Source organism: Geodermatophilus aquaeductus (genome assembly GCF_900182545.1).
GTDB classification, from domain to species: Bacteria; Actinomycetota; Actinomycetes; order Mycobacteriales; family Geodermatophilaceae; genus Geodermatophilus; species Geodermatophilus aquaeductus.
In genome coordinates this window covers 416,923-435,185 of sequence record NZ_FXTJ01000004.1, presented here as the reverse complement: position 1 = coordinate 435,185, position 18,263 = coordinate 416,923, and the positions used below count along the sequence as shown (strand labels likewise).

19 protein-coding genes are annotated in these 18,263 nt (G+C 74.4%); 8 read left to right on the top strand and 11 right to left on the bottom strand.

What is annotated here, in order from left to right; genetic code table 11:
* Positions 1-70: 70 nt before the first annotated feature.
* The 4 genes from FN207_RS13355 to FN207_RS13340 all read right to left on the bottom strand — a co-directional run bounded on the left by FN207_RS13355 (position 71) and on the right by FN207_RS13340 (position 2,086).
* Positions 71-667 carry a hypothetical protein gene (locus FN207_RS13355; RefSeq protein ID WP_142458976.1) on the bottom strand — a complete coding sequence of 199 codons (597 nt, stop codon included), beginning with the start codon at positions 665-667 and terminating at the stop codon, positions 71-73.
* 132 nt (positions 668-799) lie between these two features.
* The gene (locus FN207_RS13350; protein WP_142458975.1) at positions 800-1,336 is read right to left on the bottom strand and encodes a flavodoxin; all 537 of its coding nucleotides are present in this window, start codon (positions 1,334-1,336) and stop codon (positions 800-802) included.
* A gap of 118 nt (positions 1,337-1,454) precedes the next feature.
* Positions 1,455-1,712 carry a PLDc N-terminal domain-containing protein gene (locus FN207_RS27520; RefSeq protein WP_142458974.1) on the bottom strand — a complete coding sequence of 86 codons (258 nt, stop codon included), beginning with the start codon at positions 1,710-1,712 and terminating at the stop codon, positions 1,455-1,457.
* Positions 1,712-2,086 carry a hypothetical protein gene (locus FN207_RS13340; protein WP_142458973.1) on the bottom strand — a complete coding sequence of 125 codons (375 nt, stop codon included), beginning with the start codon at positions 2,084-2,086 and terminating at the stop codon, positions 1,712-1,714. The genes FN207_RS27520 and FN207_RS13340 overlap by 1 nt, the downstream gene beginning before the upstream one ends.
* A gap of 259 nt (positions 2,087-2,345) precedes the next feature.
* Between FN207_RS13340 and FN207_RS13335 the strand changes: the two genes are divergently transcribed.
* Together FN207_RS13335 and FN207_RS13330 are read left to right on the top strand one after the other, a co-directional pair.
* Entirely contained in the window at positions 2,346-3,380 is a 1,035-nt protein-coding gene (locus FN207_RS13335; RefSeq protein ID WP_142458972.1) for an alcohol dehydrogenase catalytic domain-containing protein, read from the top strand.
* A gap of 64 nt (positions 3,381-3,444) precedes the next feature.
* On the top strand, positions 3,445-4,365 hold the full coding sequence (locus FN207_RS13330) for a nitroreductase/quinone reductase family protein (protein WP_142458971.1): 921 nt from the start codon (positions 3,445-3,447) through the stop codon (positions 4,363-4,365).
* 670 nt (positions 4,366-5,035) lie between these two features.
* Here the strand turns inward: FN207_RS13330 and FN207_RS13325 are convergent.
* Complete coding sequence (locus tag FN207_RS13325) at positions 5,036-5,353, bottom strand: type II toxin-antitoxin system PemK/MazF family toxin (protein WP_142458970.1); 318 nt, start codon at positions 5,351-5,353, stop codon at positions 5,036-5,038.
* Positions 5,350-5,550, bottom strand: a complete 201-nt coding sequence (locus FN207_RS13320) for a hypothetical protein (RefSeq protein ID WP_135142113.1) — start codon at positions 5,548-5,550, stop codon at positions 5,350-5,352. Before FN207_RS13320 ends, FN207_RS13325 begins: the two co-directional genes overlap by 4 nt.
* Before the next feature lie 30 nt (positions 5,551-5,580).
* Here FN207_RS13320 and FN207_RS13315 point away from each other — a divergent pair, with 30 nt between their 5' ends.
* Entirely contained in the window at positions 5,581-5,838 is a 258-nt protein-coding gene (locus FN207_RS13315; protein ID WP_142458969.1) for a hypothetical protein, read from the top strand.
* A gap of 88 nt (positions 5,839-5,926) precedes the next feature.
* Here FN207_RS13315 and FN207_RS13310 read toward each other — a convergent pair whose 3' ends face one another.
* Positions 5,927-6,211: a hypothetical protein gene (locus tag FN207_RS13310; RefSeq protein WP_142458968.1), complete on the bottom strand. Its 285-nt coding sequence runs from the start codon at positions 6,209-6,211 to the stop codon at positions 5,927-5,929.
* Between the two features lie 457 nt (positions 6,212-6,668).
* Here FN207_RS13310 and FN207_RS13305 point away from each other — a divergent pair, with 457 nt between their 5' ends.
* Positions 6,669-7,403 carry a GAF and ANTAR domain-containing protein gene (locus tag FN207_RS13305; protein ID WP_142458967.1) on the top strand — a complete coding sequence of 245 codons (735 nt, stop codon included), beginning with the start codon at positions 6,669-6,671 and terminating at the stop codon, positions 7,401-7,403.
* An 86-nt stretch (positions 7,404-7,489) separates the two neighbouring features.
* Here FN207_RS13305 and FN207_RS26275 read toward each other — a convergent pair whose 3' ends face one another.
* The 3 genes from FN207_RS26275 to FN207_RS13290 all read right to left on the bottom strand — a co-directional run bounded on the left by FN207_RS26275 (position 7,490) and on the right by FN207_RS13290 (position 10,433).
* Positions 7,490-8,194: a CPBP family glutamic-type intramembrane protease gene (locus FN207_RS26275; protein WP_185938326.1), complete on the bottom strand. Its 705-nt coding sequence runs from the start codon at positions 8,192-8,194 to the stop codon at positions 7,490-7,492.
* A gap of 158 nt (positions 8,195-8,352) precedes the next feature.
* Complete coding sequence (locus tag FN207_RS13295) at positions 8,353-8,889, bottom strand: flavodoxin family protein (RefSeq protein ID WP_221888181.1); 537 nt, start codon at positions 8,887-8,889, stop codon at positions 8,353-8,355.
* Positions 8,890-9,122: 233 nt separating this feature from the next.
* A complete protein-coding gene (locus FN207_RS13290) occupies positions 9,123-10,433 on the bottom strand; it encodes a nitroreductase/quinone reductase family protein (RefSeq protein WP_142458965.1) in 1,311 nt (436 codons plus the stop codon).
* A gap of 294 nt (positions 10,434-10,727) precedes the next feature.
* On the opposite strand from FN207_RS13290, the gene FN207_RS13285 reads away from it, so the two are divergent.
* Entirely contained in the window at positions 10,728-11,705 is a 978-nt protein-coding gene (locus FN207_RS13285) for a hypothetical protein (RefSeq protein WP_142458964.1), read from the top strand.
* Positions 11,702-12,478, top strand: a complete 777-nt coding sequence (locus FN207_RS13280; protein WP_221888180.1) for a hypothetical protein — start codon at positions 11,702-11,704, stop codon at positions 12,476-12,478. The genes FN207_RS13285 and FN207_RS13280 overlap by 4 nt, the downstream gene beginning before the upstream one ends.
* A 1,037-nt stretch (positions 12,479-13,515) precedes the next feature.
* On the opposite strand, the gene FN207_RS13275 is transcribed toward FN207_RS13280, so the two are convergent.
* Positions 13,516-16,242, bottom strand: a complete 2,727-nt coding sequence (locus FN207_RS13275) for a helix-turn-helix transcriptional regulator (RefSeq protein ID WP_142458963.1) — start codon at positions 16,240-16,242, stop codon at positions 13,516-13,518.
* 156 nt (positions 16,243-16,398) lie between these two features.
* On the opposite strand from FN207_RS13275, the gene FN207_RS13270 reads away from it, so the two are divergent.
* Complete coding sequence (locus tag FN207_RS13270) at positions 16,399-16,632, top strand: heavy-metal-associated domain-containing protein (protein ID WP_142458962.1); 234 nt, start codon at positions 16,399-16,401, stop codon at positions 16,630-16,632.
* 707 nt (positions 16,633-17,339) lie between these two features.
* A complete protein-coding gene (locus tag FN207_RS13265; RefSeq protein WP_185938325.1) occupies positions 17,340-18,161 on the top strand; it encodes an HD domain-containing protein in 822 nt (273 codons plus the stop codon).
* Positions 18,162-18,263 lie beyond the last annotated feature (102 nt).

Below are 18,263 nucleotides of genomic sequence, written 5' to 3'. Positions count from 1 at the left end.
CTCACGACGACGCCCCCGCTGGGACCCCGGCGGGGGCGTCGTCACGGGGTGGGGTCAGTCGTGGGTGTGGTCAGTGGCAGACCCGGCGGCAGAGCCGCACCGGCAGGCGAATGGGCGGGCGGCCCTCGCGTGGGAGCGAGGGGTGCACGGTGGTGCCGCGGCCCGCTGCGGTGCGCGTCAGGCGTTGCAGGGCCTCACCGATCCGCACCCAGGCGTGGGGGTCGTCCTTGTCGGCGGACAGGACGAGGGACGTGGGGCGTCCGGCGGTGCATGTCGTCTGGATCCCGTCCCCGGCGGCCGTGACGGCGAGCTGCCGGACGTCGTCGGCGGAGACATCAAGGGTGCGGTCGTCCGCTCCCTCGTCGGGCAGGGCGGGTGGGAGCGCGGCCAGGAACAGGTCGGGGAGGCCGGGCACGGGTCGCAGGACCGCCAGGGGGCCGCCGGACTCGACGGGCCGCTCGACGACCGACCGCCAGCCTGCACGCGCCAGCGCAGCTCCGAGGTCGAGCACGAGCCCACCGGCGGCCAGCAGGGACGCGGGCGCGGCCTCGCCGCAGGGCAGGTGGACCTCCAGCCGATCGGGGTGCAGGACGACGCTCGCGGACGGTCCCGGCCGGCCCGATCGGCAGCGGACGACGCTGGTCGCCGCGTCCTCGAGCGCGGTCATGAGCGACGTCAGCCGCGGCTGGTCCCCGGGCGTGGCCGCCGGACGGTGTCGGGGACGGGCACCGGGAGGGGCATCGAGGCCCCCGTTCAGGGCTGCGCTCGCCCGGAGGGCCGGGCGGGCGCAGCGAGTCGCCTAGCGCCTGACGGCGCCGGAGAAGAGCCGCTCACCGAGGGCGCGGCCCCAGGCCCGGGCGCGCTCCTCCTCGCCCGCGGCCAGGGGCCCTCTCGTGCCGGTGACGGCGAAGTGCTCGGCGGGCGCGACGATCTCGGCGCCCAGGCGGCCCAGGAGCTTCTCCTCGGTACGGGAGGCGTGGTCCATCCGCGTGAGCGTCGGGTGCCGGGTGTCGCGGGTGTCGAACGCGGCGGCGCGGAGGCCCGGAGAGGCGGCCCGCACCGACCTCAGCCACTCGCGGAGACCGGCACGGAGGTCGGGGACGTCCGCGCCGTGGTCCTCCACCGCACTGCCGCGTGTCGTCGGGCGAGGCATGCCGAAGGCGTGGTTGGGACCGCCGGCCACGAGCAGTGCGATCTCGGGACCGATCTCGGCAGGGGCGTCGGACGCGGCCACGACGTCTGCCGGGACGATCTCGGACAGGCCGGCGGCGATCGCGTGGGCGATGGCCGCGGCGTCGCCGAACAGGGACTCGTAGACCACCAGTGCACGGGTCATCAGGCTTCCTCTCCGGTTTCGGGTGCTCGACGTGTCCACCATGGGAGCCGCCGAGGACTCGAGATCACGGGCGGAGGACCCCCGCGGGGAGGGCGGAGGTCGATGCGGGCGGGGCGGATCAGGGGCGCCGGCCCCACCGGAACCAGGCCAGGGGACCGACCCAGTTCACGGCGATGACTGCAGCCCAGACCGCCCTGCGCCCCCGCATCTGGTCGGGGCGACGCCGCGCCAGGTCGGTCCAGGCGGCGACCGCCAGCGACAGTTGGGCCGCCCCGAGCACCGTCAGCAGTCTCCGCTGCCGACGGCTCAGGTCCGCCCACCGGAGCAGCCTCCCGCGGGGCGGGAGGTCGCCGGGGGACCGCCAGAGGGTCGGCATCAGCGCATGGCCAGCGGCCGGCCGGCGTGCTCGGCGGTGCGGGTGGCCGCGATCTCGCCGAGCACCCAGGTCAAGGCGATGGCCGCGATGAAGACGGCGAGCAGGGTCTCGCTCGTCTCCACCCAGACGGTCGCGATCCCGAGGGCCAGGGCGGCGACGCCGGAGGTGAGAGCCGCCCGGTGGGCCGGACCTGAGTCGAAGGCCGCGCGGCCGACGACGGCCGCCGCTGCCAGCCCCAGGATCAAGCCGGTGGCACCCATCCCCCGGGGATCCTTAAGGAAGGGCATCTCGCCCCAGATCAGGTAGCCGATGTAGGGGACGACGATCGCCGCGACCAGGACGGTGGCGATCGCGTTGCGGACCGTGGACGACATGGCGAGCTCCTCAGCGCCTGGACCCGGGCTCGTGCGGCTCGGTGCCGTCGAGCGTCGTCCGGTCCGTTGTTCGTGGGAGGGGGCGGGAGACCTCTGCGGACGGGGACCGGGGACCCCGACACGTTGGTGCCGGAGGGCCCGTGCGGGCACGTGCGCAGGCGGACCGGGGCGGCGGTCCCTGCCGCGCGGGACGTTCGGCACTCCGGCCGTTCGCGTGCCCACCGTTGGACTGGGTCCTCCGACAGCGGGAGGAGAGGTCATGGAGGCGCTCGTCTACCACGGTCCCGGCAAGCGGTCGTGGGAGGTCGTCCCTGATCCGCGCATCGAGGACCCCGAGGACGCCGTCGTGCGGGTCGACGGCTTCACCATCTGCGGCACCGATCTGCACATCCTCAAGGGGGACGTGCCGGAGGTGTCCCCGGGCACGGTCCTCGGGCACGAGGCTGTCGGCACCGTGACGGAGGTGGGTCCCGGCGTACGGACCGTCCGACCCGGCGACCGGGTGCTGATCTCGTGCATCACCGCGTGCGGCCGCTGCCGGTACTGCCGAGAGGCCCGGTACGGGCAGTGCCAGGCTGCCGGCTGGATCCTCGGGCACACCACGCACGGCGTGCAGGCCGAGGCGGTGCGCGTGCCGTTCGCCGACGGCTCGGTCCACCGCCTGCCGGAGGGCGTGTCCGACGAGGCGGCGCTGATGCTCGCCGACATCCTGCCCACCTCCTACGAGGTCGGCGCGCTCAACGGCGGGGTGCGGCCGGGCGACACCGTGGTGATCGTCGGCGCGGGCCCGATCGGTCTGGCCGCGGTGATGACCGCCGGCCTCTACACCCCGGAGCGGATCGTCGTCGTCGACCCGGTGGAGGCGCGGCGGGCCGCGGCGACCGCGCTGGGTGCCGACCTCGTGCTGTCGTCCGACGACGACGTCGTCGGCACCGTGCGGCAGCTGACCGACGGACTGGGGGCCGACGTCGGCATCGAGGCGGTCGGCATCCCGGCGACGTTCGACCTCGCCGTGGACGTGGTCCGGCCGGGCGGCCGGGTGGCCAACATCGGCGTGCACGGCAAGCCGACGACGCTGCACCTCGAGGACCTGTGGATCCGCGACCTCACCATCACCACCGGCCTGGTCGACACGTGGACCACGCCGATGCTGCTGCGGATGCTGCAGGCCGGGAAGCTCGACGCCGGCCGGATCGTCACCCACCGGTTCGGCTTCGACGAGGTGCCCGCGGCCTACGACCTGTTCGCGGACCCGGTGGCCTCCGGCGCGCTCAAGGTCGCCGTCCTGCGCTGACAACCCCGCGCGGGACCCGCTCGTCCGGACGGGTCCCGCACGGCCGGACGAGGGAGGAGCGGACATGACCGACACACGGAGCACGGGTGGGCACTGGCGGCGCCGGCTGTACGAGGGGAGACGGCCGCACGGGACGGCCAGGGCACTCAACCGCGCGCAGGCGGCCCTGGCCGCACGCGGCATCGGCCCGTCTCGGGTCGTCGTCCTGGAGGTCGCCGGCCGGCGGACCGGCCGCACGGTGACCCTCCCCGTGGTGGTCGCCGACCTCGACGGCGAGCGCTACCTGGTCTCGATGCTCGGGGAGGACACCAACTGGGTGCGCAACGTCCGGGCCGCCGGGGGCCGGGCCGCGCTCCGGCACCGGGGTCGGGAGGAGGTCGTCCTCGAGGAGGTCGAGCCGGCCCACCGGGCGCCGGTCCTGCGCCGCTACCTCGAGCTCGCCCCGGGCGCCCGGGCGCACCTCCCGGTCGACCGGCGGGCCCCGCTCGTGGAGTTCGAGCGGATCGCGGCGTCCTACCCCGTCTTCCGGATCGGCGCGCGCCGGCCGCCGGATGCCACGGCCGCGGGCGGGGACGGACGTTCGTACGGGATGTCGGTGGAGGTCGGCCTCCCCTTCGAGGAGGCGCTGACGCGGACCCGTGCCGCGTTGGCGGCGCAGGGCTTCGGCGTGCTGACCGAGATCGACGTCGCGGCCACCCTACGGGCGAAGATCGGGGTGGAGGTGCCCCCGCAGGTCATCCTGGGCGCCTGCAACCCGCCGCTGGCGCACCGGGCGCTGCAGGCCGAGCCCGACATCGGCCTGCTGCTGCCCTGCAACGTCGTCGTCCGGGTCGACGCGGACGGCGTCACCCGGATCTCCGCGATGGATCCCGACGTGATGGTCACGCTGACCCGGCAGGCCGCGCTGCGTCCCGTCGCCGCCGAGGCGCGGGACCGGCTCGCGAGCGCGCTCGGCGAGGTCGCGGACGGGACGCCGGGTGGCTGAGCCCGATGGGGAGCAGGTCCCGGGGGCGCCGGCGGTCACCGGTCCCGAGGGCGGGACCGGTGACGGCCGGCGTGGGGGTCAGACCCGTGTCGTCCGGTGGCCGACGCCGGCCCGGACGGGGCCGAGGGCAACGGCCAGGCCGACCGCGGCACTGATGGCGTGCAGCCAGTTGACCGCCGCGTCGAGGGACGGCCTCGTCGAACGACGCGGTACCACTCTCGACGGAAGCCTCCAGCGGCTGTGCATGGAGCTCGCGCGCGCCCCAGACCGGCTCGACGATCTCTGTGACCACGTACTCGCGACGATGCTCGGGATCTACCGCGCCTGGGCCGACGACCTCCGCAGAGACCTCGTCCGCTGAGGTGCGTCCCCGGGCTGCGGGCCGGAGGAGGACCGGCGCGTGGACGGACCCCTCCCTGCGCAACGTGCAGCACCGCATGGACCGTCGGGAGTGCCGGCAGTGGCGACGTCACGGGGCGCCCGAACCGCTGCGCCGGTCCAGCGGGGCGGCCGCCGCGGGCTTGCTCTCGACGGCGAGCCGGCGACGCGCCGGAGACCGAGCGGTTGTGACAGGACCGGCCCGAGCGGCTGACGGCCCGGCTCGCGGCGATCGAGGAGCAGCCCGACGCGTAGCAGGCTCTCCCTGTCCCCGGGGGTGCAGCCGCGGGGATCAGAGGCCGAGGTACCGGGTGACAGTGAGCTCTACCTCCTCCAGTTCGTCGCGATGGAGGAAGTAGGCGGGCTCTCCGTGGATGAACCGCACGTCGATGCTGCGTAGCTGATCGACGAGAAACCGGGTGGGCACTCCGCCCAACTCGATCTCGGGCCGGAAGACCGTCGGCTGTGCCTGCGTCGACGTCGGAACGATGGTGGCGACGCTCCAGGCCATCTCGGTCGGGCTCAGGACCAGGCCGTAGCGCCGGCCGCGTTGTTCGGACCCACGACGTGCCTCGCCGAGGTCGACCCGGTAGACGGCCCCGCGGATCACCAGGCGTCGGCCTCGCCGGACAAGTCTTCGTCCGCCAGCCGCTCGGCGTCGGCCCGCGCTCGCGCCAGCCACGCCTCACGGTCCAGGAGGCGGAGCGCGCGGCGGATGACGTCGGCCGTTCGCTCGTCGTCCCGCATCGCCTCGCGGATGATCCGCTCGTCCTCATCGGTCGGACGGAACCCGATGGTCCTGGTCACGCTCCGACGCTATACAACTGCTTGACGACTGTGCAACAGGTGGTGGCGGGCAGATCGACCGACGCAGCGGCCGCTGGGTGCCGCGGCCCGGCGAGCGCCAAGGACGTGCTGGACGGCAGCATCTCCGGTGTGCCGATCCTGACCCTCAGCCAGGATGCCGCCACCGACGAGATGCTCGGCCGCCACCCGCTCGCCTACTGCTCGGGATGCTGCTGGATCAGCACATGGGTCACCGAAGCAGTGGGGAACGTCGCGGAGGGGACTGTCACGTCACCTGCGTGTGCGTGATCGGTCGTCGCACTCGACCGGTTCGGTCGCCGTCGGCGCCAGGCGTCCGCACGTCTGGATCGCGAGTCTGACGGTCCTGGCCGATGTATCAGCCTGGCGCCCGGCGGGTTCCGTGCATGCGGCTCTTCGGAGGGCGGTACGGAACGAGGGTGGGACATCCCAGGTCCCACAGGCGCTCGTTGAGCACCTGAGCGAGGACGTTGTGCTCGACGGCCGGCCATCGTGCGGTCCCGGCCAGGTAGTCGGCGAGCGCGTCGGGGACGAGGTTCCCGCCCAGACCGATGTATCGCCACCACAGCTCGGGTGATGTCAGGTCCGCCATCCGCCAGGCCACGAGGGTGAGCCCGCAGGCGGGTGCGGCTGAGGCGGGCACCGTGGCTCCTTCGGAACGGTGCCTGCGTCGAGGGCTGTCGGTGCGGTCCATCCGGCACTGAGCCCGCCGGCGGGAGGGCCGTCCCTGGCTTCTGCTCGGCCCCGGCCCTCGACCGCGCCTCCGCTGCCAGAGGCGAAGCGGCAGAGTCCACTATCCCCGTCCTGGCGGCCCGCGGCCGCATCGGGGCTGCGGCCGCCCTCGACCGGCTGCTGCGGGCGGCGGGCGTGGACGTCGCGGTCCGCCCCGGGCACCGCATCGGCGAGTAGCGTCGAAGCCGACCAGTCGGTCCCACGCATTCGGTGAGTTGGCGCCGTTCCCGACGACCGGCTCCGGGCGGGCGCAGCAGCCCCTTCCCGGTTCTCGTCGCGGCCCTTCGCTCGTGATCGGCCGACGGCGCCGTCTTCCAGGACTGTCGCGAGGTCGGACCCCGCAGCCCTCCCCGCAGCGGGAGCCCACCATGTCCACCGCCCACACCGGCGGATCCGATCCACCGCTGGACCCACGGGTCGCCTTCGCCGAGCTGAGCAAGATCATGCTCAGTGAGCAGCAGCTGTCCGAGACCCTCGGCCGGGTGGCCGAGCTGGCCAAACAGACGATCACCGGCGCCGCCGATGTCTCGGTCACCCTGATGGACGACGGGCACGTCACCAGCGTGGCCTTCACAGGGGCACTGTCCGCTCAGCTGGACGAGCGCCAGTACGAGGCCGGGTTCGGCCCGTGCATGGACGCCGCGCTCTCCGGCGCCACCGTCACCATCGAGGACACCGCCGCGGATCCGACCTATCCCGATTTCAGCCGGGTCGCCGCCCGGCGCGGGATCACCCACACCATGTCGATCGGGCTGCCGGTGGCCCGCCAGACGATCGGCGCGCTGAACATCTACGGCACCGCCGACGGCTCTTTCGACGCCGCGACGCAGGAACTCGCCACGGCCTTCGCCAGCTACGCGGCGGTCGCCGTCGCGAACGCCGGCGTCTACGCCAGCACCGCCACCCTGGCGGCCAACCTGCAGCGCGCGCTGCAGTCCCGGGCCGTCATCGACCAGGCGAAGGGCATCCTGATGGGCCGGCACCGGATCACGGCCGACGCCGCCTTCGACATGCTGTCCGCGCAGTCCCAGGACACCAACCGGAAGCTGCGCGAGATCGCCGGGGACCTCGTCGACGAGGTTCAGCACACGGACTCGGCCTGAACCCGACGATCTCCGGCCTGACGATCCCGTCGACGGCGACATGGCCGCCGCGGAGGGGGTCACGTCGATCCGCGACGCGCCCGCATTCAGGCATGACCGCTGCTGACCAGCAGAACACGGGTCTGGATGGCCTCGCGACCGGCGGCCTTCGGATCACACCCAGGCCGCCCACGTGCGGGCACACTGCCCGGATGCCGCAGCTCCGCATCGTCCAGGAGCCCGGCGGCTGACGAGCTGCTCGGCCGCGACCCGCTCGCACTGCTGCTGGGCATGCTGTTCGACCAGCAGTTCCCGATGGAGCGGGCCTTCGCCGGCCCGCGGCTGGCTCCCCCCACGACGGCCGCGCCGAGCAGGAACCCGGCGCGCCCGCGGGAAGACGGCAGGACGAGCTGCGGGGCCAGGTGCCAGACGGTGAAGCCGGTCAGCGGCCACAGCGCCCCACGGAGCAGGTCGCCGCGGAACTGGTCGAGGAAGGTGCCGCGCCACAGCAGTTCCTCGCCGACGGCGTTGACCGCGGCGGTGCCGAGCATGACCGCAGCGACTCGTAGGTCGACCAGGCGGCGGTGCGGCAGCAGCTCCGCGCCGACCGCGCCGGCCACCGGGAACGCCAACAGCGCGACGTCGACCGGACCCGGCAGGCGGCCGCTGCGGAGTGCCCGGCGCACCCCCTGCGGTCCGAGCACCCACAGCGGGAAGGCGGCGCACCAGCAGGCCCAGTAGACGGCGAAGCCGGCTGCGTAGGCGACCCGCGGTGACAGCCGTCGGCCCAGCCGCGCGAAGACCGCCGTCATGGTCAGCGGAACGGCAGCCGGCGCGGCGAGCGTTGCCCGTCGTCGCGCGGCGGAGGACCTCATCGGGGATCGTCCGGGCTCGCGGTCACGGGGCCCTCAGCGAGCTCTCGGTGGTCGGGCACCTTGCGGGTGTGGAGGCCACCGATGGGCGTTCTCGCTCAGGGTGTCAGCGGTCGGGAGGCGACGAGCTCGGCGAGGGTCCGACCCCAGGCGCGCGCCCGGTCCTCCTCGCCGTCGACGAGCGGACCCTTCGTGTCGACGACGAAGAAGTGCTCGGCCGGCGCGACGACGCGTGCCCCGAGACGGGTGAGGAGCTTCTCCTCGGTCCGGGAGGCGTGGTCCATCTTGGCCAGCATTCTGTGGCCACTGCCGCGGGTGTCGAACGCGGCCGCCACGAGCCCGTCGGCCGGCATCCGCACGGTCCCCAGCCACTCGTGCAGTCCGGCGCCGGTGTCGGGGATGTCGGCGCCGTACTGCTTCGCCGCGCCTTCACGGGTGGACGGCCGGGGCATGCCGAACGCGTGGTTGGGGCCGCCGACCACGAGCAACCCCACGTCCGGACCGATCTCGGACGGGGCCTCGGCCGCGGCGACGACGTCAGCGGAGATCGAGGACGACAGTCCCTCGGCGATCGCGTGAGCGATCGCGCGGCCGTCGCCGAACACGGACTCGTAGACGACCAGGGCGCGGATCACGAGCTCACCACCTCGCATGCAGGGGCTCTGACACCGGCGACGCTACGGAGCCGTGGCGCGGGACCCCACCGGCGAAGTACCCGCACAGAGGGGGCGAAGGTCAGGGACCGCCCGAACCAGCGTCGCCGGCGCAGACGGCCGGGCGGCTACCGCAGGATCGCGGTCCCATGCGGAGTGGCGGTGTTCTTGGCGGCCGAGCGTACGCGCGGGAACTGCACGGGGAGGCCGGCTGGTCAGCTCGGCGTCCCTGCCGGCACGACGCGGAAGACGGGGAACCGGTCAGCCGTCGCGGCGATCTCGGCGAGGTCGAGGTCCGAGCCGACGCCGAAGTTCGCTCGTGCCTCACGACTGACGGCGGCGGTGCCGGGGCGCCGCCGCGCCCGCAGCAGCCAGGACCGGATCACCGGTGCCCGGTCCTGGGGCGCCACCTCGACCAGCGTGGCCGCCCGTCGCTGCCCACGGCGGCCCAGCACGACCCGGCCTCCGGCGGCTCGTACGTTGCGGACCCACTCGGACTCCCCGGTGAGGGAGACCAGGTAGCCGGCGCCGTCGTGTTCGGCCAGCACGACGCTGGTCCGCCTGATCACACCGCTTCGGCGTCCCGGCACCTCGAGAGTGACCACGTAGCGAGGGCTGAGCCCCAGTCGCGTGAGGGCGAACCCCAGCCACTGCAGACGTGCGTACAGCCGGGGCGGCGGCCTGTACCGGGCGGCGCCGGGGTCGCCCAGGGGCACCAGGAGACGGTCGACAGTCCGCCGTCCGCCGCGGCCAGTGCCGGCGCGCGCGAGGGCGTGCAGTGCCTCGGCTGTCCCGTGGGCGAGCGGATCGCCGTGCCCGGGGGCGATGACCCGGGTTTCCAGCTCGGCCAGGGCGGAGATGGAGCGCTGGGCCGCCTGCCGGTTCCAGGTGGTGTACCACGGCGGGCCGGCGAGTCCCTGCCGGCCGAGCAGCACGCCCGAGAGCGAGTTGAGGTCCACGGTCAGGACGGCGTCTCCGGAGACGAGGACGCCGTCGTCGGCGCGCAGGTACGCGACCGAGCCGGGGGTGTGCCCGGGCATGGGCACGACCTGCCAACCCGGCAGTCCCGGCACGCCGGCCGTCGGGTCCAGGGCGCGGGCGACGTCGGTGATGTCGCCGGCTGCGGTGATCCGCCGTCGCGTCGACCGGGGGAGCAGGCGCATGAGCGGGACGACGAGCCACCGGTCCAGCGGCATGCCGTACCCGGGCAGGTACTCGCCCCGCGCCATCGGCAGCTCGGCGGCGTGCACGTACACCGGCACCTGCCACGAGCGGCCGAGGTCGCCGGCCGAGCCCGAGTGGTCGGGGTGAATGTGGGTGAGCAGGATCGCCGCCGGGCGGGTGTCCGGCCCGAACAGCGACTCCGCAGCGCTCCTGATCGCCGTGGCGCTGCCGGCCCATGCGCAGTCGATCAGCACCCAGCCCGGTTCGGAGCGGACCAGGTAGGCATTCGAGGCGAGGGCGCCCCGGCCCATGCGCAGCAGGTGGACGCCCGGGGCGATCTCCCGCGCAACGGGCACCCTCATGTCGCCTCCTGTCGGCCGCCGTCGCCTTCAGCCTCGATCGAGCCACTGGTCGCGCTGCAGGGCCGTGGGTCCCGGACGAGGAGTCGTCCGACCCTGCCGCGGATGACCACCAGCCCTGGGCCGCCCCGGCCCCGCACTCCAGGCTGCTCGGGGAGAGGCGGTGTTCCCATGACCTCGTCGACGGTCTCCTTCCGGCCACGTTTCCTGCCGAGCGTCCGGCTCGCACGACTGCGGTCCGCGGCGGTGGAAGGCGCCGCGTCGATGCGTCGTGCGGTGCGCACCTCCGTGGCCCGCGTGGCCGACGCAGTCCGACGGATCCGCCGCCGCCCGGACGACCCCGTCGCGGGGACCGGACCGCACCCGGACCTGACGGACGGTGGCAGGACGACGACGCTCGGCACGGGGACGACGCAGGTGGCCGCGCGGCGCCTCTCCGTCGCGGTCGCCGGGCTGATGCCGGCAGCCTCGGCGGTCGGGCTGGCCTGGCGGGGGCTGTACCGCGATGCACCCGCCAACGCGGCGACCTTCCGCGCCTACGACCTGGGATCCCTGACAGTCGCCACGCCCCTGTTGGCCGGCGCGCTGGTGCGCGCCCGGCAGGGGTCGCTCCGGGCCGAGCTGCTGTGGGCGGGGATGCTCGCCTACGTCGTCTACATGTATGCGTACTACGTCTTCGGTGCGGCGTTCAACGCGCTGTTCCTCGCCCACGTGGCGCTGTTCGTGCTGGCGGCCGTGGCGCTGGCGCTGCTGCTGCGGTCCCTCGACGTGGCGTCCATCGCCGAGCGGATCCGGCCGCGGACGCCGGTGCGCGCGGTGAGCGCCGTCCTGGGGCTGCTCGCCGCGTCACTGGGCGGGATGTGGACCTGGTTCTCGCTGCGGTTCGCGGTCACCGGTGCCGCACCGGAGGAGGGGCTGCTGCTCCAGCCCGCCCCGATCGGTCACCTGGGCTACGCCATGGACCTGAGCACGCTCGTGCCGGGCTACGCCACCGCATCCGTGCTGCTCTGGCGGCGGCGGCCGTGGGGGTACGTGCTCGGGGCCGTGCTGCTCGTCGCCAGCGCCGTCGTCCAGGTGGACTACGTGCTGGCTCTCGCCTTCCAGTCGGCGGCCCGCATCCCCGGTGCGACGGCGTTCGATCCGCAGGAGCCCTACATCGCCGCCGTGATCACCGGGGCCGCCGCCGTGCTGTTGGCCGGGCTGCGGCGGGGGCCGGCGGTCAGGGGCGGGCCGGCGCACCGACCGGCCCGTACGCCGACAGGAGGACGCCGGTGAGTGCCGGCCCGGCGGGACCGGACGCGCTGCTGGAAGCGGCCCTGAACCTGTCCCGGTTCCACAGGGAGCACGAGCGGTTCTACGCCGCGTCTCCGCTGGAGACGGCGGTGCGGCTCCAACGGCACGCCCGCGCCCTGCTCGCACTGGCCGACCGGTGTCCCACCGCCGAGCCGTCCATGCACCCCGCGCCGAGCCCCTACGCCGGTGCCGAGGACCTCAACAGCGAGGCGGCGACGGCGCTCGATGGCGTGCTCTTCCTCGAGGGTGAGGGGCGCCCGATCGAGCTCACCGCGATGATCGCTGAGCTGAAGGCCGATGCCGAGGGCTTCGCCGGCGGTGGCGACTGGCTGGCGACGGCGATGCAGGCGTCGTGGAACGTGGCCGCCACGCTGCTGGAGGTCGACGGTCTGGCCGACGTGATGGGGGAGCGGCACCGGATCATCGCCAACGACTGGCTCGCCGCTCACCTCCAGTCGCTGATCGCGACCGTCCTGGGTCGCGCCGCCGACATGCTCGACCGGGTCGACTTCACTCCGGCTGGGCTGCGTGCCGACCTGGGCGGCGCGCGTGTGGCGCCACAGCGGCTGTACTCCGCCGCGGAGGTCGTCTCCCGGGCGGCCGATCTCTGCTGCGAGTCCGCGCAACTGGTGCACGACAACGAGCGCCGCTGGCGGGTCACCCACACCCGGATCGAACAGGTCGTGTCGGCCTTGCGTGCCGATACCGGGCCGCCGGGGCCCACCGGCACTGGGGACACACCGGGTCACGATTAGTGCCGTGCGTCGGAGGCCGGCCGTCACCGACCTCGCTGCTGCTGTGACGCGTCCCCCGCCTGTGGGGCCGCCGCCCGCTCCGCTGGCCGGAAGCGACGAAGGGATGGGTGCGGACGAACTCGCGCACTGTGCCGTCGTCGCGCAGGTCGCCCCGGTGGAGGACGCGGCTGAACGGGCGGAGCCGGTGCGGGTGGTCACGCCGGAAGCCGGGTGCGACGTCGATCGCCTCCTTGTGGGTGGGAACCGTTGCTGTGGCGTGAACGTCGTCCCGCCCAGCTGCACCCTCGTCGCGGGGGCTTGCCAGCAGGTTGCGGTACCAGTCGGTCTGCGGCCCCAGGCGGCGCAGATGAATATGCCGTCAAAGCTGCGATGACGAACTTCGGTGTACTCACTCGAACACGCCTCGTGTGACTGGGGGTCTTCGGGTGCCACTTGGTTGCTGCTGTGAGCGCGTGGGTCCGTTCCTCGGCAGAGGCCCTTTCGGAAACCACGCCGAGATCCGAGCCCTTTCGACCTCATCGTCAGCTGTCGACCGAGATGGCGGTAATGCGTCCTTCGCCTGAACTCGTCAGCGGTTCTGCTACAGGCACTCCATCGCTAGGGCCGCGTGCTTTACCCACCTGACCAGCGCGAATCCCGGGCGACGCCCCGACGCCCCGACGCGCTCCTTCAACGTCACCCTTTCACAGGTGCGTGTCCCTCTTGATCTTGCGCATCTCCTTCGTCGGCAGGTGCGGCCACTACTTGTGCTGTGCAGCGGGTCGCCGGGGCCGCTTGCCGGACGGGACTCCCTCCAGGCCGCCCACGACGGCATGGGGCTCCGTCAAACCTGCCGGAGAGACGGGTCGAACGCGGCGTCCTCGAGCAACATGTGAGCGCCCTGCGTGGCCCGCTCGACGGCGGGGTGCTCCAGGGCCTTGGACGGCGGAGGTCCTACGCCGATGAGCGGGTACCGATCCGGTGCCGTGCTGGTGGGCCACGGTGCAACGGGGAGCCATCACCTGCAGGCGGACCACCGCATCGCCGGGACCGCTTGGCTAGGTGTCGATCGGATGAGCGGCGAGTTCGACCCGAGAGGTGATGCCGAGCTTTGCGAAGCAGCCGCGCAGGTGGAAGTCGACGGTGCGGGGGCTGATGAACAGCTGCGCGGCGACGTCCCGGTTCGACAGCCCCTGCCGGACCAGGGTGGCGACCTGGCGTTCCTGTGGGGTCAGATCGGTGGCGGTGGACACGTCGCGGCGGCGGGCGGTCTCTCCGGAGGCGCGCAGCTCGGCGGCGGCGCGGTCGGCCCACGTCGTGGCGCCGAGCTCCTCGAACAACGCCAGGGCCGCGCGCAGGTGCTCGCGGGCGTCGACGCGGCGGCGAGCGCGGCGCAGGTACTGGCCGTAGGCCAGCTCGGTGCGCGCCCGATCGGGCCGGCGCGGCGAGTCGACGTGTGCGGCGAGGGCACGCCGGAAGTGCTCCCCGGTCGCGGGACCGTCGGCCAGCAGGGCGCGGCCGTGCTCGACGACGGCCACTTCGGCGGGAGCGCCGGTGCCGGAGGCGAACTCCGCCAGCTCCGCCAGCCACGCGCGGGCGAGGTCGTCCCGGCCGACCTGGACGGCCGTCTCCAGACGGTCGATCGCCGCCAGCCGGCTCACCCCGGACTCGGTGATCTGCGTCAGGTAGTGCAGGGCCGTCGCCGGCTGGCGGGCAGCGCGCAGGCCCCGCGCCCAGTGCAGCAGGTCGACCACGACGACGTCGGTGACCCCGCCGGCGTGCCCTGCCCGGATGCCGGCTGCCTCGTCGATGAGACGCTCGGCATCGTCGTCGCCGCGCCGGGCCGCCAGCAGGGCGAGCTGCGCGGTCGGGAGCGCGACCATCCCGGGGTGGCCGGTGCTGGCCGCCAGCGGCACCGCCTCGGTCGCCGCGCCGGCCGCGTGCGCCCAGGCACCGACGGCGATCAGGATCTGCACGCCGCGGGTCAGTGCGTACTCGACGGTGGCGAGCGCTCCGGCGCGGCGGGCGGCGGTCAGCAGCTGCTCCTGCAGCCGCAGCCCGCGCTCGTCGTCGCCGATGACCAGGGCGGCGATGACGAGGTTGCGCTGCACGTGGTCATCCCGGACGTCGGTGTCGGTCAGCGCGAACGCGTCGCGGAAGGAGTCCGCCGCGGATGCCCAGTCCCGGCGGGCCGCGGCCGTGAATCCGCGCAGCAGGGCCGCCGCGGCCCGCACCCGGGGCGGGGCGTCCGGTGCGGGGGCGGCCACCAGCTCGGCCGGGTCCACCGCGTGGGGTGAGCGGGCGCCGTACACGGCCAGGGCCGCGGCGATCACCGCGAGCTGCTGCGTCAGCGCCGGGTCGATGTCGCCGGCGGCCTGCGCGGCCTGTACGACGAGGTCGTAGCCGTCGTTCAGCGACCCGGTGTTCCAGGCGATCTGGCCCTGCAGTGCCAGCAGCTGGGCGCGCAGCAGCGGCTCGGTCGCCTCGGCCGCGGCGGCGGCCGCGAGCGCCGCCGCTCGGGACGGGTGTGCGCCCTGCCAGGCCGAGGCTGCGGCCAGGTACAGCCGGCGGGCGCGGGCCGGCCCGGCGGCGGTCAGTTCCGCGGCGCGGGCCCAGGCGGCGCCGGCGGCCTCGTGGCCACCGCGACCCGAGGCGCGCGCGGCGACGTCGTCGAGCGCGGCCACGACCTGCTCGTCGGGGCGGTCGGCGGCCGCGGCCAGGTGCCACGCTCGGCGGTCCGGGTCGGTGGCCAGCGCGTCGGCCAGCGCGCGGTGCACGGCCCGCCGTTGCGTGCTGCTCGCCGCCTGGTAGACCGCGGAGCGCACCAACGGGTGGAACAGGGTGACCGCGTCCCCGTCGGCTCGGAGCAGCCCGGCCCGCTCGACCTCGTCCAGCGCGTCGTCGCCAGCCTCGAGGCGGTCGGCGGCGTCTCGGACGACGGTCAACCTGCCGGTGTCGTCGGCCGCGGCGAGCAGCAGCAGCCGCTGCGCCGGCCCGCCGAGTCGCCGGTAACGGTCGAGGAACCCGCGCTCGACCCCGCCGGTAAGGGGCAGCTGCGCCGGCAGCGGCAGCCGGCCGACCAGCTGGTCGCCGGTGAGGGCGTCGGCGAGCTCGCCGAGCGCGAGCGGATTGCCTGCGGTGGCGGCGACCAGCTGGTCGCGGACCGCCGGGTCGACCGCGCGGCCAGCGCGGGCGGCCAGCAGCGCGGCGGCCGCCTCCCCGGTCACGCCGGTGAGGACGAGGCCGGGCAGGTCGGGCGCGTCGAAGGCGTGCGCCTCGCCGTCGCGAGCGGCGAACAGCAGGACCACCCGTTCGGCCTGCAGCCGGCGGGCGCAGAACAGCAGCGCCGCTGCGGAGGCGTCGTCGAGCCAGTGCGCGTCGTCGACGACGGCGAGCACGGGAGCCTCCTCGGCGGCGTCGGCGAACAGGCTCAGCGTGCCGAGGAAGGTCAGGAACCGGTCGCCATCGCCCTCGGCCTCACCGAGCGCCGCCCGCAGCGCCGCCCGTTGCGGCACCGGCAGGGCGCCGATCTTGCCACGCAGCGGCCACAGCAGCCGCTGCAGCGCGGCAAAGGCCAGCGGCGACTCCGACTCGACGCCGGACGTCCGCAGCACCCGAAACCCTGACTGTGCGGACCCCGCCGCCGCGACGACGGCGTCGGCGAGCAGGGCCGACTTGCCCGACCCGGCCACGCCGCGCACCAGGAGGGCGCCCCCGGTTCCCGCGCGGGCGGCATCGAGCAGCGCGGCGATCTCGGCGCGCTCGGCGTCCCGCCCGACCAGCACGACGCGGACGGTACCGATCTCGCGGGCGAGGCTCCGGGGATTCGATCCCGCGGCGAACCTGGCGGTGAACCCGGCGGTTCGCGTGGTGGGAGCGGTTCCCGGTGTGACGAGTCTGCTCATCGACGGGTGCACCACCCAGCTGTCCCGGGAGTGCTCATGTTCTCCGGCACGCCGCGCACCTTCATCGGCTCGACCACCTTCTCCGTCCCCGGTATGACCGGTGCTCAGCGCCGGCGCGCGCTCACAGCGGCGATCGCCGACCTCGCCGGCGTCGCGTCGATCACCGTCGACCCGGCCAGCGGCACCGTCACGGTCACCGCTTCCCGGCCGGTCGACCGCGCGGACATCGCCGCTGCCGTCGAGAAGGCCGGCTTCACCCTCCGCCCCTGAGCCCGCTGCAACCTGCGCCGTCGAGGGCGCGGCCGCAGCGCTCAGCGGCCGCTACGGGGCTGCCAGAACCCGGCGACGGCCATCGGTCCGAGGCCTGCGCGGCGACCTCTGATCCGTGCTCAGCCGAGCTCCACTGCCCCTCAGGAGTGCCACGACCACCGCGGCCCCGGCGACGACCACCAAGGCGGCCGCGACGGCCGTCTCCACGGGCTGATCGTCGCCGGGCTGGCCGGCCACGGCATCAAGGACCTGGGGCAGCACCGCACCGATCTCGTGACCGGCACCCGCCGGTGGCCGCCGTTCTGCGGCGCCGTCGGCCTCCTCGCCGTCGCGATCATGGCTGGCTCGCCCTTCTCGCTCCGAGCAGACCTGGCGAGATGACCGGGTCGAGCCGCTCGGCGGCCGCCGACGCTCATCCGCACACGTCCACCTCACCCGACCAGGAGAGCCGCACGATGGTCACCACCGCATCAAGTGCCGCAACGGCCGTGTCCACCGCCGGCCACTGGTGCCGCCCCGGCCCCTGCCGAGATCGCCCTGCGGTGGCCGGTGACGGCGAGATCCGTCTCGCGGCTACCGGCCGGCGCGTGCTGCCCTGGTCAGCGCTTCGACAGCGCCGCGACAGCGGAGTGCAGCAGCGTTCCCGGTGCCGCACCACCGGGTCCGACAGCCGTCTGAGCCGGGGCCCTCGCCGCGACGGAGCCGTCATGGACGCCACCACGTACGACCGGTCCCACCCGGGTCCGACGCCGGCCCGGCGCGGCGACCCCGCTGTCGCAGACCTCGGGACCCGCGGCTGGGTAGACCGCACCGGTGGTCAGCTGTCGGGTGCCGAACGCCGTTCGCTGCTGGGTCCCGTGGCCCGGACCCACGCGGTCAACGCGGCCGGTCGCCTGTCGATGCTGGTCGGGCTGAACTCCGGCCGCCGCGCCCGGGTCGCACCCTCAATGCTGGTTCCGCCGACGTCGGCGCTGACCCGGGCCGCCGTCGAGCAGGCGGAGCGCCGACTCAGTCCCGCGCTGCTCAACCACTCTTACCGGACCTACGCCTTCGGTGCCGCCCTCGGCGCGCTGGAGGGGCTCACCGTCGACGCGGGGCTGCTGTTCGCTGCGGCGCTGCTGCACGACACCGGCCTGCCCACCAGCGATCAGGACGTCGACTTCACCCGCAGCAGTGCACGCATCGCGCGGGATGTCGCCGAGGACGTCGGCCTGTCCTCGGTCGCCACCGAGACGATGCGCACCGCGATCACGCTGCACATCAGCCCGAACGTCCCGCTGGCGCGTGGCCCCGTGGCCTACCTGCTGGCCGCCGGCGCGGGTGTCGACGTCGTCGGCGTGCGCTCCTGGCGGCTGCCCCCGGACCTGCTCGCCGCGGTGGTGGAACAGCATCCCCGGCTGGGGTTCAAGGGCGAGTTCAGCGCCGCCTGCCGCACCGAGGCCGCCCGTGTGCCCCGCGGGCGAGTGCGGTTCCTGCGCCGCTACGGCGCCTTCGATCTCGCCATCAGGCTCGCACCGTTCCGCGGCTGACCCGCCGCTGCGCCGCGATTGCGCCGGCCGCGCGCGGCCGAGGACTGCCGTCGATCCCACCGAGCGTGCGATCCCGGTGGGTCCACCGGGGTGATGACCCGG